The sequence below is a fragment of the Auraticoccus monumenti genome, assembly GCF_900101785.1.
In the GTDB taxonomy this organism is placed as follows: domain Bacteria; phylum Actinomycetota; class Actinomycetes; order Propionibacteriales; family Propionibacteriaceae; genus Auraticoccus; species Auraticoccus monumenti.
Genome location: NZ_LT629688.1, coordinates 3,140,816 through 3,156,000, shown reverse-complemented (window position 1 = coordinate 3,156,000; position 15,185 = coordinate 3,140,816). Strand labels below are relative to the sequence as shown.

Sequence of the window (15,185 nt, the reverse complement as noted above, 5' to 3'; positions counted from 1 at the left end):
CGTCTCCTACCCCCAGGTGGTGCCATGCCCGGCCTTCGCGTCAGCGTCCCCGATCTCGACCGTCGTCGTTTCCTCGCCCTCGCCGGCGTGGGGACGGTGGCCGCCCTCACCGGCGCCGAGCTGCTCCAGGCCGCCTCGGCCGCAGCCGCCACCGCCGAGCTCGACCCCACCCCCTTCACCCTGGGGGTGGCCTCCGGCGACCCGGCTCACGATTCGGTGGTGCTGTGGACGCGCGTGGTGCCGGACCCCTTCGCCGAGGACGGCGGGATGCCCGACCGGGCGGTGCGGGTCCGCTGGGAGATCGCCCGGGACGAGGACTTCCGGACCGGTCGGCAGAGCGGCACGGTGAGCACCGACGCCACCAGCGCCCACACCGTGCACATCACCGCGACCCGGCTGCGACCCGACAGCTGGCACTGGTACCGGTTCAGCGTGGAGCTGGACGGTCAGCAGGTCTCCAGCCGCACCGGTCGCACCCGCACCCTCCCTGCTCCCGGCCGGCGGGTCGACGAGCTCACCTTCGCCTTCGCCTCCTGCCAGGCCTGGCAGGGCGGGCCCTACCCGGCGTGGCGCGACCTGGCCGAGCAGGACCTCGACTTCGTGGTGCACCTGGGCGACTACATCTACGAGACCAGCCTGGGCAGCCTGGCGGAGTTCCGCCGTCTGCACGCCCTCTACAAGACCTCCCCGGACCTGCGCGAGGCGCACGCCCGGTTCCCCTTCATCACCACCTGGGACGACCACGAGGTCCAGAACAACTACGCCGACGACGTCCCCGGTGCCGCCGGTGACGGACGTCCGTTCCTCGAGCGCCGGGCCGGCGCCTACCAGGCCTACTTCGAGCACCTGCCGCTGCGGGCGGCCTCGGAGCCCGAGGGCCCGGACATGCTGCTGTACCGCCGCTTCGACGTCGGCCGGCTCGCCAGCTTCAGCGTCCTCGACACCCGCCAGTACCGCACCGACCAGCCCTGCGGTGACGGCCGCCGGGTGCCGTGCGCGGAGGTGGACGACCCCGCCGCGACCCTGACCGGGCCGGAGCAGGAGCGTTGGCTGCTGGACGGGCTGAGCGCCTCGCGGGCCACCTGGAACGTGATCGCGCAGCAGACGATCATGGCCCAGTTCGACTACGACCTCGGCCCGGACAAGGTGGTCAACCTCGACCAGTGGGACGGCTACCCCGCCGCCCGCTCCCGCATCCTCGGCCACCTGGCCCAGCAGGACGTCCGCAACCCGGTCGTGCTCAGCGGTGACTGGCACACCTCCTGGGTCAACGACCTGCTGGCCGACTTCGACGACCCCACCTCGGCGGTGCTGGCCACCGAGTTCGTCGGCACCTCGATCTCCTCCGGCGCCGGCTGGGACGCCGACGTGCGGCTCGGGCTGCCGGCCAACCCGCACGTCCGCTTCTACAACGGCAGCTACCGCGGCTACGTGATGTGCCAGGTGACGCCGGAGCGCTGGCGCTCCACCTACCGGATCGTGCTGGACGCCCGCGACGCGGACTCCCCCGCCTACACGATCGGCGTCTTCGACGTCGCCGAGGGGACCCCCGGCGCGGTCCGGGTGGACACCGGGGACGGCCTCACCGGGCGGGTGACCGACGACGCCGGTGCACCGGTCGGGCAGGCGGAGGTGGCGGTCACCCGCGACGGCAGCCAGGTCGCCACCACCTTCACCGACCCCGACGGCCGCTGGGTGCTGTTCGTGCCCGAGGGCGAGGTGACCGTGCAGGTGCGGGCGGTCGGCTACGAGGGCGTGTCGCGGACGCTGACCGTCGACGGGTCCGGCTCGGCCACGGTGGACGCCACGCTGACCCGGCTGACCGGGGCCCGGGCCGGCACCGAGGTCCTGGTGCCCGGTCCGCGGCGCGAGGCAGGCGTCCGCGACGTCGTGCTGGAGAACGGCGAGCTGGCGCTGGCGGTCTCGGTCGTCACCCAGGACGGCCAGATGACGCCGACCACCATCGGCAAGCCGCTGGACCTGGCCGCTCGTGGCGGGCAGGACCAGATCGACTGGATCAACCTCCCCTACGCCCAGGTGGCCCAGCCCACCGGCACCGAGGCCTGGCAGTCCCGGACGGTGCGGAGCAGCGAGGTGCAGGTCGGCGGTTCCGGTGACGTGGCCGAGGTCAGCACCGTCGGGGTGGTGGTCGGCGTGGAGCAGGTGTCGGTGCGCACCACCTACCGGCTGGCGGCGGGCTCGAAGGACGTCGAGGTGACCAGCACCTTCCGCAACGCCGGCACCTCGCCCGTCACCCTGTGGGTGGGCGACGCCATCGACTACGACGGCGCCGGTCAGCGCAGCGGCGTGCCGGGGCACGGCACCATCACCACCCCCTACGGCTCGCCAGCGGTGTACGTCCCGACGGCGCCGTGGATGGGGATGACCGGCACGGACCGCCAGGTCTACGGGCTGGTGTACGAGCAGGGCGGTTTCGACTGCTACGGCAACAGCAACTGGATCATGTCCCGGCGGCAGGTGACCATCGCCGCGGGCGGTTCCTTCGAGCTGGTGCGGCGGCTGACGGTACGGACGGCACTGGGCGCCGACCCGTGGCAGGTGCTCGCGGAGGCCTGAGCCGCGGGGTGCGCGTCCTGCCTGCTCAGCGGTCGCCGCGATCGCGCAGGGCGCGCACCATGGCGTCGGGGTCGTCGGCGCCGAAGACCGCCGAGCCGGCGACGAAGGTGTCGGCCCCGGCGTCGATGCAGCGCTCGATGGTGGACTCGGAGATGCCGCCGTCGACCTGGATCCAGATGTCCTGACCGGTCTTCTCCACCAGGGCGCGGGTCCGCTGGATCTTGGGCAGCACCAGGTCCAGGAACTTCTGGCCGCCGAAGCCGGGCTCGACGGTCATCAGCAGCACCATGTCGAGCTCGCCGAGGAGGTCGGCGTAGGGCTCGATCGGGGTGGCCGGCTTGAGGGCCATGGACGCCCGGGCCCCGCGGGACCGGAGCTCGCGGGCCAGCCGGATCGGTGCGGCCGCGGCCTCGACGTGGAAGGTGACCGACTCCGCTCCGGCCTCGGCGTAGGCGGGGGCCCAGCGGTCGGCCTCGGCGATCATCAGGTGGATGTCGAGCAGCTTGTCGGTGCTCCTCCGCAGCGACTCGACCACCGGCAGGCCCAGGGTGAGGTTGGGGACGAAGTGGTTGTCCATCACGTCGACGTGGATCCCGTCGGCGCTGGGGATGCGCGCGACCTCGTCGGCGAGGTGCGCGAAGTCGGCGTTGAGGATGGACGGCGTGATGCGGATACCCACGCCCGGGACTCTACCGAGGCGGGAACCGTCGTCTCCCTGCGACCGCCCACCTGCCGTCCGGGAATGGACGTGGGCCTCCCAGCGCTGTGGGCGTGTTGGCTCGACCCAGGAGGTTCACCATGTCGACGACGCACCCCGGCAGCACCGACGCCACGCGACTGCGGGCGGCCCTGCAGGACGGGACCACCCCGGCCCGGCTGCAGACCGCGCTGCTCGCCGGCACCCGACCCCACCCGTCCTTCGTGGACGTCCTGATCGAGCGCTGCGCGGTCGAGCCGGACCTGTTCGTGCGGGACACGCTCACCTGGGCCCTCACCTGCCACGACACGTCGCTGACGGTCCCCCGCCTGCTGCGGGAAGCGGTCGCAGGGAGTTCGCAGGCGCAGAGCCAGGCGCTGCACACGCTGTCCAAGGTGGGGGACTCCCGCGGCTGGTCGGTGATCACCCCCGCCCTCCTCCGCGACCCCGACCCCGAGGTGGCGCGCACCGCCTGGCGGGTCGCGGTCCGCCTCGTGCCCGCCGGCGAGCACGAGCAGCTGGCCGAGGACCTCTGCAGCCAGCTCGGCCGCGGGGACGAGTGGACCCACCGGAGCCTCAGCCAGGCCCTCGCCGCCCTGGGCGACGCGGCCGCTGCACCCCTCCGGGTCAGCGCCTCCGACCCCGACCCCGCCGTGGCCACGCACGCCGTCGTCACCGAGCGGCTGCTGTCCCACCCCGAGCAGGACTTCGACGTGGCGGTGGTGGTGGCCGAGGCCCAGCGGGTCGCCGCCGGCCTGGACGTCCCCCTGCCCGCGGCCGAGCTGCAGCCGACGGAGCACCCCGGGGGCAGGTCGCCGGAGGTGCAGCCGGACTAGGCGGGGTGCGGCGCCGCGGCGATCGCCTCGCCGACCGGCACGTCGCCGCTGACCAGCTCGAACTGCGCACCGACGGTGCTGGGGTCGTCGATGCAGGCGGCGACCACGGCGGCGACGTCGGCCCGCGGGATGCTGCCCCGCGACACGGTGGCGCCCACCTCGACCAGCCCGGTGGGCTCGTCGTCGGTCAGACCGCCGGGACGGACGACCGTCCAGTCCAGGTCGCTGGCCCGCAGCGCGGCGTCGGCGTCGCGCTTGGCCTCCACGTAGGCCTGCCACACCGGGGACGTGTCGTCGCCGACGGGCTCGTCGACACCCATCGCCGAGACCTGGACGAAACGACGGATCCCGGCCAGACGGGCGCCTTCGATCGACTTGGTCGAGCCCTCCAGGTCGACGGTGCGCTTGCGCTCGGTGTTCCCGTCCGGGCCACCACCGGCGGCGAACACCACGGCCTCGCAGCCCTCGAAGGCGGCGGCGAAGGTGGCGGCGTCGGCGGCCTCGATGTCGAGCATCCGGGCCTCGGCGCCGAGGGCAGCCACGGCATCGGCCTGCTCCTCACGTCGGACCAGGGCGACCGGGGTGTGCCCGGCGGCGACGAGCAGCGGGTGGAGCAGTCGGGCCACGGCACCATGGCCCCCGACGACGGCGATACGAGTCATACCTCCATGCCTACCCCACCGAGCCAAGGTCGCGATGGGCGACCCTCGACCGGATGATGGCCGCCCTGGCGAGCAGGCGCGGGAGCACCAGCTTCTCACAGTGGCCACCGGGGAGGCGAGGCCATACTGTGATGCGCGGGCGCCAGGTCGGTGGTCGCCCTCATGGGCCGAAGGTGGTGACGCGGAGAGGTGCGGACGATGAGCGACCGCGGTGCCGGGCCCGGACCCGCTGATCGTCTGCGGGTGAGGGTCGAGTACTACCAGGTGCGGGCTCACCGGGCCTCGCGCGCCCAGTACCTCGCGGGCAAGAGGCTGGCGGCGAGGCACGTTGCGGTCGGGGTCCCCGCTGTGCGTCTCTCGGCGGTCGTGAGCACCGCGATCTTCGCCTCGGTAGCTGCCTCGCCGGGCACACTCGTCGTCGTCGTCACCGGCCCGCTCCGCGGGCTGGTAGTCCAGAAGCCTCCGCTGCCGCGGAGCCACAGGGACGGCTCGGCAAGGTGTGGGGGCCCCGTCCTGAACCAGAAGCCTCCGCTGCCGCGGAGGCCACAGGGACGACTCGGGCGGGGGTGGTGTGGGGGTGACCTGTCTGTGGGGACCGCCACACTTGAGCAGGGCCACATCGCACAGGCCCTGCAGGCCTGACCCTATTTTCAGGAGCATCCATGCACGACCTCGAACTTGCTACCCCCTTCTGCCGACCAGGTCAGCCTCGATGAGCCTCACCGACACCGACCGCCGCATCCTGTGGGTGCGCGCCGGCGGCCGCTGCACCCTATGTAAGGGCTACCTCCTCGAAGGTGACCTCAGCGCCAAGGAGGTGCCGCTCGGAGAGGGCGCGCACATCGTCGGTCGAGTCGACTCCGAGAAGTCAGCGCGCGGATTGCACGAGCTTCCGGTGTCGGAGCGCGACGAGATCGACAACCTAATGCTCGCCTGTTCCTTGTGTCACAACGAGATCGACAAGCAGAAGGTCGCCGGCCTGCTCGACGTTGAGTTCCTGCGCAGGAAGAAGCGCGAACACGAGGCCGACATCAAGCAGCAGACCGGGCTCCTCAAGGACCGCAGAACCGCCATCGTCCGGATGGCCGGCGACATCCGCGGCCGCGTGATGGAACTGCCTCGCGACGCTGCCGCCGAGGCGGTCATCCGGTGCACCGGTCGCTTCCCACGATTCGTGGAGTCGTACGACCGCCAAGGCGTTGAGATCGACCTCCAAGACCTGCCGGGCGAGGACCCGATAACGGACGCGTACTACACGACGGCCAGGGCGAAGATCGACCAGGCTGTCGACGCCCGCATTGCTCCTGGCATTCGCTCCGGTGACATCACGCACCTCAGTGTTTTCGGCCTCGCTCGCCTTCCGCTGCTGATCTACTTAGGAGCAAAACTCGACGACGGGATCCCGGTCGACGTGTACCAGCGCCACCGCTCCACGTCGTCGTGGATGTGGCCCAGCGCGGAGCCGACGGCGCGCTTCGCGGTGAGCGTTGCGCAAGACGGCGACCCGGGCGCGACGAATGGCGTCTTGATCACCAACGTCTCTGGCACGACCCCGCTGGCCGACCTCCCTGCCGAACTCGCTGAACTGCCAACCTGGACCCTTGACGTGGGTATCCCCGGTGAGGACGCGTGCAAGAGCCCTGCCGACGTGGACCTATTCCTGGCAGAGGCCAGGTCCTTCTTCACCGCTTTGGAGGTCAGCCACAAAGGCATCAAGCAGCTCCACGTGTTCGGGGCGCTGCCGCTCTCACCCGCTGTCTCATTCGGCTTATGCCTGAAGTCTGTGGGACTGCGACCGGTCGTAGTCACCTACGACCGCACCAACGACGGCTACCGACGAGCCTTGGAGATCTGAGTCCCTATGACTGTCGACTTCGACGCACACTTCCACGCGTTCCTCACTAGCACTGTCAACCTCAAGCCCTACAAGTTGACCCAGCTCGACGGCCGCGTCACCGCCATCACCGATGCGTTTAAGAAGGACGCCACAGTCGGACACATGTATAAGGAGCACACACCGCAGGGGTCTTGGGCACACGAGACGATCATCAACCCGGTCAGCTCCTATGACGAGTTCGACGCCGACATCCTTCTTCATCTCGAGCAGAACCTGGACTGGACCGAAGATCCGAAGACTTACCTGCAGCAGGTGCGTGCCGCGTTCAAGCGCAACACCACCTACAAAGACAAGGTTGTCCGGAAGAACCGATGCGTTCGCATCCAGTACGCCAACGACTGCCACGTCGACGTTGTCCCGTCCATCACCCTCGACGACGGCCGCGAGGTGATTGTTTACTACGCCGACAACGATTTCGAGGACACCAATCCGGTCGGTTTTGCCGACTGGATGAAGGAACGCGACGACGTCACCGACGGCGAGCTGCGTCGGGTCATCCGCCTGTTCAAGTGGTTGCGCGACTACAAAAACACCTTCTCCTGCCCGTCGGTCATCCTGACCGTGATGCTCGGCACCCGTGTGCAGTGGTGGAACGCAGACACGGAGTACGCCGACATCCCTACTGCTTTGGTGAACCTACTGGAAGCCCTCGACCTCTGGCTCGCGGGGCATCCGACCATGCCCCTGCTTGACGACCCAAGCTGCCCGGGGCTGAGCTTCAACCACCGATGGGATGAGGACAAGTACTCCACGTTCAAGAAGAAGGTCTCGGACTACGCCACCATCGCGCGCGAGGCCTACGACCTCCAGGGGGATGACGATGCCGCGGCACTCAAAACGTGGCAGAAGATGTTCGGTCCCGAGTTCGCTGCCAGCGCGGTCACCGAGGCCCGCACCGCATTGGTCACCGAGAACATCGTCGCCAGTTTGTCTGGTAAGACTCTCGAGCACGCATCCGCGCATAACGACGTCGCCCCGCACGAAGAGTTCATCACCAACAAGTACCGCGACGTACAGCTCCGCTACACCGCGCAGATCGACGCCAGAGTCCCTGGCTCTCGTCGAAGTGCCTTACTCCGCCGGAGCCGGGTCGTTGGGGTGAGCCGCTCCGTCATCTTCCACCTCAAGACCGACGCTCCTGAGCCTTACGAGGTTTTGTGGAAGGTCCGAAACCGCGGCGTCGAAGCCGAACGCGTCGGGCAACTGCGTGGCGAAATCCGCACTGGCGGCAACGTCACCCGCAATCAGCACCGCGAGAGCACCAGCTACCGCGGCATTCATTACGTCGAGGCGTACGTGGTGAGGAACGGCGTCGTGGTCGCGAGCGATCACCACGAGGTGAAGATCGTCTGACCTCTGTCGCGTCAGGCAGATATTGAGCAGCCTGCCTTCAGTGCAACGCGGGATTAGGGGGGGGGCGGGGTGTGCCCCAGGAGCGCTTTGCCCATGTGGACCGGTCGTTGTGTCGGTGCCGTCCGCTCGAAATTCGCAGAGACCAGTGCTTTCGGTCACCTCAAGCAATGAGCGGGGGTTTCGTACGTCTCCTGGGCAGCGTGTACGACGGCTTCGGCACCTGCTCGAAAACGATGGCGGTCTCAACCGGTCAACGCACCACGTGGGAGTCGAGGGTAGATGCTCCTGCTCGCCCGATGGCGCTGTAGACCTCGAATCTGGCGACGCTGAACAGCTCGGCGATTTCGGTGGTGGTGTGAGTTCGTTGCTGGTGGAGTGTCCTAGCCGAGCAGGGCTTCAAGCTCTTCTGGCTGATAGCTAGGCTCTAACCCGATCTCCAAGAAGCGGGGATCGATGTCCACGATCCGCCATCGAAGCGTCTCAAGCAGTACGCGGGTGCGGTCTGCTACGTGAACCCGCTGTACGAATCGCATGGTCTCGTGCACGGTGCCCCAGAAACCGACCGTAGTTCTCAGAATCGCCCGAGATTTGGTTCCCGTCGACGTGGAAACGATGCGATGACACCCACCCCACTAGGTGCAGGCCATCCATCATGGCTAGGGCCTCACCAGCTCGATCCAACGGCAGCAGGCCCGTAGGACCCAAGGCCTTCCCGGCTGCAACCCGTTGCAGTTGTCCGCCGACAGGACTGCTTCCCCACCACAGCCACCCTGTGGGTGAGCGCACGACCACCTCCGTCTCGCTCCTTACGCACAGCACGTTGATCCGAGGATTCGCTCGAGTGCCTGGGTGCGGCTCGCCCCACACTTCAGCTAGCAGCATGGTGCCCGCCGGCAGATCTAGGTCCAGTCGCTGGTCCTGAGCGCCGCTTGGGTCGTTCTCGTCCCAGGTCATGGTCCAGCTGCTGGACTCGTCCATCGTGACGATGCCATCTCACTCTTAGTCGAGGTGGGGCGGGCTATAGCGACTCGACCCCTGACGGTCCATAGTTGCGTCATGGGGGGCGGAGTAGCAACGATTCGAGACGTGGCTCGCCAAGCCGGGGTGTCGTACCAGACGGTCTCTCGAGCTCTGAACAACGACCCGCACATCGCCGCGGGCACCCGTGCCCGGAATTCAGCAGGTCATCGCGGAGGTCGGCTTCCAGCCCAACGCCGCGGCCCGTAACCTGACTGGCGCGAGAACCCGGCTCGTCGGAGTGGGGGTATGGAGTGAGTCTTGTGCGGAGTGGCCCAGCTTGATCCGTACCTGCTCACGGATGCTCAGGGATGCCGGGCTGCACACGGTGGTGGCCTTCTTCGACGAAGACACCCACGCACCCAACCCGCAGGACATCGCCACGTTGGTCGATGGCCGACTCTTCATCGCTCCACCGGAGGAGCTGTTCACGTCCACCGTCACCAGCAGGGGTCTGCTGCACCGATAGGTGACAGTGGTTCTCAGGCGGCGAGTGCGACCTGAGTGGTCATGATGGTCTCGTACTCGATCGGGGTCAGTCGACCGAGGCGGGCTTGTCGTCGCCGGCGGTGGTAGGTCCGTTCGATCCAGCCGATGATCGCCAGGCGGAGCTCTGTTCGGGTGGCCCAGCGGCGTCTGTCGAGCACGTTGTTCTGCAGCAGGGCGAAGAAGCTTTCCATGGCGGCGTTGTCCCCGGCGGAGGCGACCTGGCCCATCGACCCGACCAGGTCATGGTGGCGCAGCTCGGTGAGGAACTTCCTGGAGCGGAACTGCGATCCGCGGTCGGAGTGGACCAGCAGCCAGCGATGTCGCTGCCGCGGCGTGCGACCGCGGAGGCGAGGGCGTTCACGGCCAGCTGGGACTTCATCCGGCTGCTAATGGAGTAGCCGACGATCCGGCCCGAGAACACGTCCTTGATCGCGCAGAGGTAGAGCTTGCCCTCGCCCGTGGGGTGCTCGGTGATGTCGGTCAACCACAGTCGGTTCGGCGCGGTCGCGGTGAACTCGCGTTGGGCCAGATCGTCGTGGGCCGGCGGTCCGGGCTTCTTCCCGTTCGTGCTGCGCTTCTTCCCGAACACGCTCCACCAGCCGTTGTCGGCAGAGAGCCGCCACATCGTCCGGTCACAGCCCTGGTGACCGGCTCCGCGAGCCTCGTCACCCAGCAGTCGGTGACCGAACTCTGGATCGTCACGGTGGGCGTCGAACAGGGCGTTCGCCAGGTGCGCCTGATCGAGCTCGCGGACCTTGACCGGCGCAACCAGCCAGCGGTAGTAGGGCTGTCTGGCGACCTTGAGGACCCGGCACGTCACCGTGACGGGGATCCCGTCCTCGGCCAGCTCACGGACGAGCGGGTACATCATTTTCCCGGCAGGTTCGCCTGGGACAGGTAGGCCGCGGCACGGCGCAGGACCTCGTTCTCCTGCTCCAGCAACCGGTTCCGCCGTCGGAGCTCCTTCAGCTCCGCGGAGTCGGTGGCTGTCACGCCGGGGCGGCGGCCCTCTTCGACATCGGCTCGCGCGAGCCAGTTCCGCAGGCAGGACTCGCTGATGCCGAAGTCCTTTGCGATCTGAGCAACCGGGGCTTCCCCGCGGCGGGCCACGGCCACGACGTCGTCGCGGAACTCCTTGGGGTGTGGTCTGGGCACGGTGCACATCCTTCCAGCGGTGCCCTCTGGCACCACAGATCAGATGTCACCTATTGGTGCAGCAGTCCCCCCGCACGCTTGGCGTTCACCCGCTCGAGCAACTTGGTCACCGTGTAGGGGTGCATCTGATTCGGGTCGGTCTTCTTCACCATCACTCGCTCACCCTCCTGTGCCACGGACACCACAAGGTCGGCCCGCGTTACGGCCTTGGCCGAGTTCAGGTGCACGTCGTAGACGGCCGCGACGCGCTGCATGTCAGCGCCAGCAGCTTGGGCTTCGTCGAGCAGGTTGCGTAAGCCCTCGATGAAATCGAGGACCTCGAGCGCGGCCGAAGTGGCAGGTTGGGTCTTCTTGAACTGGATCGGCTCCGTTGGCGCCTTCGCGCCGAGGGGGAGAAGTTGCCAAGTAATCGAGTCGGCCAGGTCTTTGTTGCAGCGGTCAAGCATGAAGTCCCGGTAGTTGAGGACGCTAGTCTGCAAAAAGGGGTAGACCATCTCGCCCAAATCGGCGGCGTAGAGGTGTACTGCGCGGTTGCGGTACCCGACGAGAGCCGTGACGTTCGCCGCCAAGGCAGTGCCATCGACGCCCGTCGGAAAGAGCTTGTGGATGACCACCTGCTTGAGCGCATCCTCAGCCGCCAGAGTCCGGTAGGGCTCGTTGCGCTTCTTGGGGTAAAGGATGCGCCTGCCCGCCTGCCGCAGGGCCGCCTTCAGCGCGAGCTCCCAAGCGTTGACGACGAGAACCGCAGTGACCTCGTCGCGGTATTCCATCCGCGGCTTGTTTTATACCTCAACTGCTGACAGCATCGCCGGAAGTGAGTTTGCGACGAGCCGCCGCGAAGAAACATAGGGCTGCGGCATTCTTCAATCACCTCAGTCTGGAAGGTTCTCATGACACCCTGCCGGCGGCCGGAGGGGACCCTTTAGCAGCGATAATACCCCGTGCGTGCGCATCGATATCTGGACCCGTAAATAAACGATGGAACGCTTCATCAAGCACTCTGGCGCCATCCAGCACCTCTATAGTGGTGAGGTTCGAATCTTCATGAGTCCCGGCGTTCCCAAGCCACTTGACTGCAAATAACAGATCGGCGACCGATGGACGAGCGGGGTCGGCGTCCCGCCACTCCTCGATCCGCGCGTGGGCACTCCGGAACTGTCCGTTTGACATTCCTGGGATGCCTTCAGCAGTCAAGAACCGTTCGACCGTGGCACGCAAGGCAGTTGCGGCTAGGCCGGGATCGACGAAAAGGACACGAGATGCCCGCAGTACGCCCTCTCGGACTTCGCTCGGGGCCGACGTGGGAATCGGCATCAGCAGCATCGGAGGGTGCAAATGCTTCACGGTATAGTACGCGGAGTAAGCCACTCCTGGATAGCCGTCTTGCTCCGCTTTCTGGGAGTAGTCCACATAGTAGTCACCCGTGCCATGTATGACTTGCCGGCAGTCAATATTCTCGCACCGACCTGCAATAACGAAGATACCAGAAACCCACTCCGGTTCGAACGCTTCATGGCTGCGCCCTAACACAGAGCTGTAGTCTTCAACTTCGGTGGGAGATGCAAAACCGATGTAGCCACTTCCACAATTGGGGCACAACGGGCGAGGCCATGGCTGGCCTGCTTCGATGGGCTTAGCAAGCTCGGAGAGGGCGCGGTCTACTGACATGATCACCAGCGTAGGTGTGTCGAGCAGTGTCGGAGGAGCTGGGTGGGAAGGAAGAATCCAATCTCGCGGCTGCGGGGTAGCCGATCATCAGCTCTCGCCAAGCTGGGCCGCTGAGAAAGAGTTCCGCCGTGGATCGACCAGACTTAGTCTCGGTGGCGGTTGCTGTCCTGTCGGCGTTGCAGACCTTCTTCAGCTTCGCGAGCCGCGCAGACGCACACCGTTCCGCCGGAGCCAGGTACGCCATGGCGAAGAGGCGCCTGGATGTCCTGCTGCTGAAGACGGAGGACCCGGCGAGCTCCTCCACCTCCGACCTCCTGGCAGAGCTGCAGGCACTGGTGGGGGTCCTCGACGACATCGAGCAGGGTGCTCCTGATGTGCCCGACTCCGTGTACGACCGAGCCAGGGCCGAGCAGGCCGAGCGCGACGGCGGGATCTAGACGGTCCTACCCAGGCCACCACCCGGACCGATCGGCGTCGACGTCAGGAGCGGCGCAGCAGGGCGAGGAACATCGCGTCGGTGCCGTGCCGGTGCGGCCACAGCTGGGCGTAGTCGCCCAGGGCGGCGTCGCGGACCTCGGGGAGCAGCCCGGCAGCGGGCACCACCGTGACGTCGTCGCGCCCGGCCAGCACCTCGGCCACCACGTCGAGGGTCTCCCGGCGGTGCGGGGAGCACGTGACGTAGGCGGTCACCCCACCGGGGGCGGTGCTGTCCAGGGCGTTCCGGAGCAGTGCCTGCTGCAGACCGTGCAGCTCCTCGACGTCCTCAGCGCGGCGTCGCCAGCGCGCCTCGGGACGACGGCGCAGCGCACCCAGCCCGGTGCAGGGGGCGTCGACCAGGACACGGGCGAAGGACCCGGGCTGCCACGCCGGGCGGGTGCCGTCGGCGGTCAGCACCGTCACCGGCTCGGGCAGCGCGCGGACGGCCTGGCGGACCAGCCGGGACCGGTGCGGCTGGAGCTCGGAGGCCACCAGGTGACTCCCCTGCTCCGCGGCCAGCGCACCCAGCAGGGCGGACTTGCCGCCCGGTCCGGCGCAGAGGTCCAGCCACGGTCCGGCGGGCGCGTCGACGCGGGCCAGGGCGGCGGCGACCAGCTGCGATCCCTCGTCCTGGACGCCGGCCCGGCCGTCACGGACCGCGGCCAGGTCGCCGGGGTTGCCGGTCCAGCGCCAGCCGTACGGGGAGAGGCCGGTGGGCTCCGCCCCGGCGGCGCGCAGCTCGTCCTCGGTGCCCAGCCCGGGTCGTGAGACCAGGCTGGTCCGGGGCGCGGCGTTGTCGGCGGCCAGCGCCTCTGGTGCCTCGTCGCCCAGCAGCTCGGTGAAGGCGTGCACGACCCAGAGCGGGTGCGCGGTGGTCAGGGCCAGACGCTCGTCCGGGGCCAGGCCCGTACCCAGCTGCTCGAGCCAGCCGTCCCAGTCCTTCGCGCCGACCTTGCGGAGCACGGCGTTGAGCACCCCGGACACCCGCTCGCCGATCGCCGCACGTCCCAGCTCCACCGAGGTGGCGACCGCGGCGTGGGCCGGGACGTCCATCTGGAGCAGCTGGTGGGTCCCGAGCCGGAGCACGTCGACCACCGCTGGCTGGAGGCTGCTCAGCGATCGTCCGGCGGCGGCCTCGATGATGCGGTCGTAGGTGCCCTCGGCCCGGCAGGTGCCGTGCAGCAGCTCGGTGGCGAACGCCGCGTCCACCCCGCGGACGTGCCGGCGGGACAGCATCTCCGGCAGCACCAGGTTGGCGTAGGCGTCGTCGGCGTGGACCGCGCGCAGGGCGTCGTAGGCCACCCGACGGGCGGCGTCCACCGTGGGCCGGCGCGGCGACTCGCCACCTCGGGGCCCTCCGCGGCCGGTGGAGCCTCCTCGTGGTGCGGAGCTCCGCCGAGGGCGTGCCGCGTCCCCCGGGGCGCTCACCCGGCCCCCAGCCCCTCGTCGGCGTCGAGCTGGACGCCGCGGCTCCAGTCCGCCGCCGCCATGGCCTTCTTGCCCGGCGGCTGCACCAGGCCGAGCTGCAGGGCGGTGGTGCCGGTGCCGACCAGCACGCTTTTGCGGCCCCCCTCGATGCGGCCGGGGGCCAGCGACTCCTCGCTCAGCGCGGCCGAGACGACCTTGAAGCGCTCGCCGCGGAAGGTGGTCCACGCGCCGGGGGCGGGCTGGCAGCCGCGGACGAGACGGTCGATCTCCTCCGCCGGGCGGTCCCAGGAGATCTGGGCGTCGGCCACGGTGATCTTGGGCGCCAGGGTGACCCCTTCGGTCGGCTGCTCGACCGGGGTCGCGGTCCCCGCCTCGATCTCGTCCAGGGTGCGCACCAGCAGCTCCGCACCGCTGAGCGAGAGCCGCTGCAGCAGGTCCCCGGAGGTGTCGGTGGGGGCGATGGTGTCGGTGACGGTGCCGAAGACCGGGCCGGCGTCCATCTCGCGGACCAGCCGGAAGGTGCTGGCCCCGGTGACCTCGTCACCGGCGAGCACCGCGTGCTGGACCGGCGCGGCGCCACGCCAGGCGGGCAGCAGCGAGAAGTGCAGATTGACCCAGCCGTGCGCGGGGACGTCCAGCACCCGCTGCGGCACCAGCGCGCCGTAGGCGACCACCGGGCAGCAGTCCGGGGCCAGCTCGGTCAGCGCCGTCACGAAGTCCTCGTCGCGGGGGTGCTCCGGCTTGAGCACCGGGATGCCGGCCTCCTCGGCCCGCAGCCCCACCGGGCTGGCGGTCAGGCGCTTGCCCCGTCCCGCGGGCGCGTCGGGTCGCGTGACCACCGCCACCACCTCGTGGGAGGAGGCGAGCAGGGCATCGAGGGAGGGCACCGCCACGTCGGGGGTGCCGGCAAAGACCAGGCGCACGCGCCG

13 protein-coding genes and 1 pseudogene are annotated in these 15,185 nt (G+C 68.8%); 7 read left to right on the top strand and 7 right to left on the bottom strand.

All coding sequences use genetic code 11. The features are described from left to right. The first annotated feature begins 24 nt into the window (after positions 1-24). The gene (locus BLT52_RS14565; RefSeq protein ID WP_090594576.1) at positions 25-2,577 is read left to right on the top strand and encodes an alkaline phosphatase D family protein; all 2,553 of its coding nucleotides are present in this window, start codon (positions 25-27) and stop codon (positions 2,575-2,577) included. A gap of 25 nt (positions 2,578-2,602) precedes the next feature. Here the strand turns inward: BLT52_RS14565 and rpe are convergent, their stop codons facing one another. Further along, a complete protein-coding gene (rpe, locus tag BLT52_RS14560; RefSeq protein WP_090594575.1) occupies positions 2,603-3,256 on the bottom strand; it encodes a ribulose-phosphate 3-epimerase in 654 nt (217 codons plus the stop codon). A gap of 119 nt (positions 3,257-3,375) precedes the next feature. On the opposite strand from rpe, the gene BLT52_RS14555 reads away from it, so the two are divergent. Continuing rightward, the gene (locus BLT52_RS14555) at positions 3,376-4,110 is read left to right on the top strand and encodes a HEAT repeat domain-containing protein (RefSeq protein ID WP_197679058.1); all 735 of its coding nucleotides are present in this window, start codon (positions 3,376-3,378) and stop codon (positions 4,108-4,110) included. Here the strand turns inward: BLT52_RS14555 and BLT52_RS14550 are convergent. Beyond that, complete coding sequence (locus BLT52_RS14550; protein ID WP_090594573.1) at positions 4,107-4,772, bottom strand: SDR family oxidoreductase; 666 nt, start codon at positions 4,770-4,772, stop codon at positions 4,107-4,109. The genes BLT52_RS14555 and BLT52_RS14550 overlap by 4 nt on opposite strands. Before the next feature lie 712 nt (positions 4,773-5,484). On the opposite strand from BLT52_RS14550, the gene BLT52_RS14540 reads away from it, so the two are divergent. The 4 genes from BLT52_RS14540 (at position 5,485) to BLT52_RS20900 (ending at position 9,508) form a co-directional block, all read left to right on the top strand. After that, positions 5,485-6,627: an HNH endonuclease gene (locus tag BLT52_RS14540; RefSeq protein WP_090594570.1), complete on the top strand. Its 1,143-nt coding sequence runs from the start codon at positions 5,485-5,487 to the stop codon at positions 6,625-6,627. Positions 6,628-6,633: 6 nt separating this feature from the next. Beyond that, a complete protein-coding gene (locus BLT52_RS14535) occupies positions 6,634-8,022 on the top strand; it encodes an SMODS domain-containing nucleotidyltransferase (protein WP_090594569.1) in 1,389 nt (462 codons plus the stop codon). A gap of 1,056 nt (positions 8,023-9,078) precedes the next feature. Beyond that, complete coding sequence (locus BLT52_RS21840; protein ID WP_090594567.1) at positions 9,079-9,249, top strand: LacI family DNA-binding transcriptional regulator; 171 nt, start codon at positions 9,079-9,081, stop codon at positions 9,247-9,249. A 91-nt stretch (positions 9,250-9,340) separates the two neighbouring features. Then, positions 9,341-9,508 (top strand): hypothetical protein, encoded by a 168-nt coding sequence (locus tag BLT52_RS20900; RefSeq protein WP_157677147.1) that lies wholly within the window; start codon positions 9,341-9,343, stop codon positions 9,506-9,508. Between the two features lie 13 nt (positions 9,509-9,521). Here the strand turns inward: BLT52_RS20900 and BLT52_RS14525 are convergent. The 3 genes and pseudogenes from BLT52_RS14525 to BLT52_RS14515 form a co-directional block, all read right to left on the bottom strand. Next, positions 9,522-10,683 (bottom strand): annotated as a pseudogene (locus BLT52_RS14525) (IS3 family transposase). A 50-nt stretch (positions 10,684-10,733) separates the two neighbouring features. Then, positions 10,734-11,453, bottom strand: a complete 720-nt coding sequence (locus BLT52_RS14520) for a DUF3644 domain-containing protein (RefSeq protein ID WP_090594566.1) — start codon at positions 11,451-11,453, stop codon at positions 10,734-10,736. 118 nt (positions 11,454-11,571) lie between these two features. After that, positions 11,572-12,351, bottom strand: a complete 780-nt coding sequence (locus BLT52_RS14515) for a DUF4145 domain-containing protein (protein ID WP_157677146.1) — start codon at positions 12,349-12,351, stop codon at positions 11,572-11,574. 128 nt (positions 12,352-12,479) lie between these two features. On the opposite strand from BLT52_RS14515, the gene BLT52_RS14510 reads away from it, so the two are divergent. After that, positions 12,480-12,788, top strand: a complete 309-nt coding sequence (locus tag BLT52_RS14510; protein WP_197679057.1) for an SLATT domain-containing protein — start codon at positions 12,480-12,482, stop codon at positions 12,786-12,788. A gap of 43 nt (positions 12,789-12,831) precedes the next feature. On the opposite strand, the gene BLT52_RS14505 is transcribed toward BLT52_RS14510, so the two are convergent. Further along, positions 12,832-14,148: an RsmB/NOP family class I SAM-dependent RNA methyltransferase gene (locus BLT52_RS14505; RefSeq protein ID WP_197679056.1), complete on the bottom strand. Its 1,317-nt coding sequence runs from the start codon at positions 14,146-14,148 to the stop codon at positions 12,832-12,834. 104 nt (positions 14,149-14,252) lie between these two features. Further along, a complete protein-coding gene (fmt, locus tag BLT52_RS14500) occupies positions 14,253-15,179 on the bottom strand; it encodes a methionyl-tRNA formyltransferase (RefSeq protein WP_090594560.1) in 927 nt (308 codons plus the stop codon). Positions 15,180-15,185 lie beyond the last annotated feature (6 nt).

Coding starts and splice junctions, on each gene's coding strand:
- BLT52_RS14515 (WP_157677146.1), bottom strand. CDS start 12,351: ATGTCAGTAGACCGCGCCCTCTCCGAGCTTGCTAAGCCCATCGAAGCA.
- BLT52_RS14550 (WP_090594573.1), bottom strand. CDS start 4,772: ATGACTCGTATCGCCGTCGTCGGGGGCCATGGTGCCGTGGCCCGACTG.
- BLT52_RS21840 (WP_090594567.1), top strand. CDS start 9,079: ATGGGGGGCGGAGTAGCAACGATTCGAGACGTGGCTCGCCAAGCCGGG.
- BLT52_RS14565 (WP_090594576.1), top strand. CDS start 25: ATGCCCGGCCTTCGCGTCAGCGTCCCCGATCTCGACCGTCGTCGTTTC.
- BLT52_RS20900 (WP_157677147.1), top strand. CDS start 9,341: ATGCTCAGGGATGCCGGGCTGCACACGGTGGTGGCCTTCTTCGACGAA.
- BLT52_RS14555 (WP_197679058.1), top strand. CDS start 3,376: ATGTCGACGACGCACCCCGGCAGCACCGACGCCACGCGACTGCGGGCG.
- BLT52_RS14535 (WP_090594569.1), top strand. CDS start 6,634: ATGACTGTCGACTTCGACGCACACTTCCACGCGTTCCTCACTAGCACT.
- BLT52_RS14520 (WP_090594566.1), bottom strand. CDS start 11,453: ATGGAATACCGCGACGAGGTCACTGCGGTTCTCGTCGTCAACGCTTGG.
- BLT52_RS14540 (WP_090594570.1), top strand. CDS start 5,485: ATGAGCCTCACCGACACCGACCGCCGCATCCTGTGGGTGCGCGCCGGC.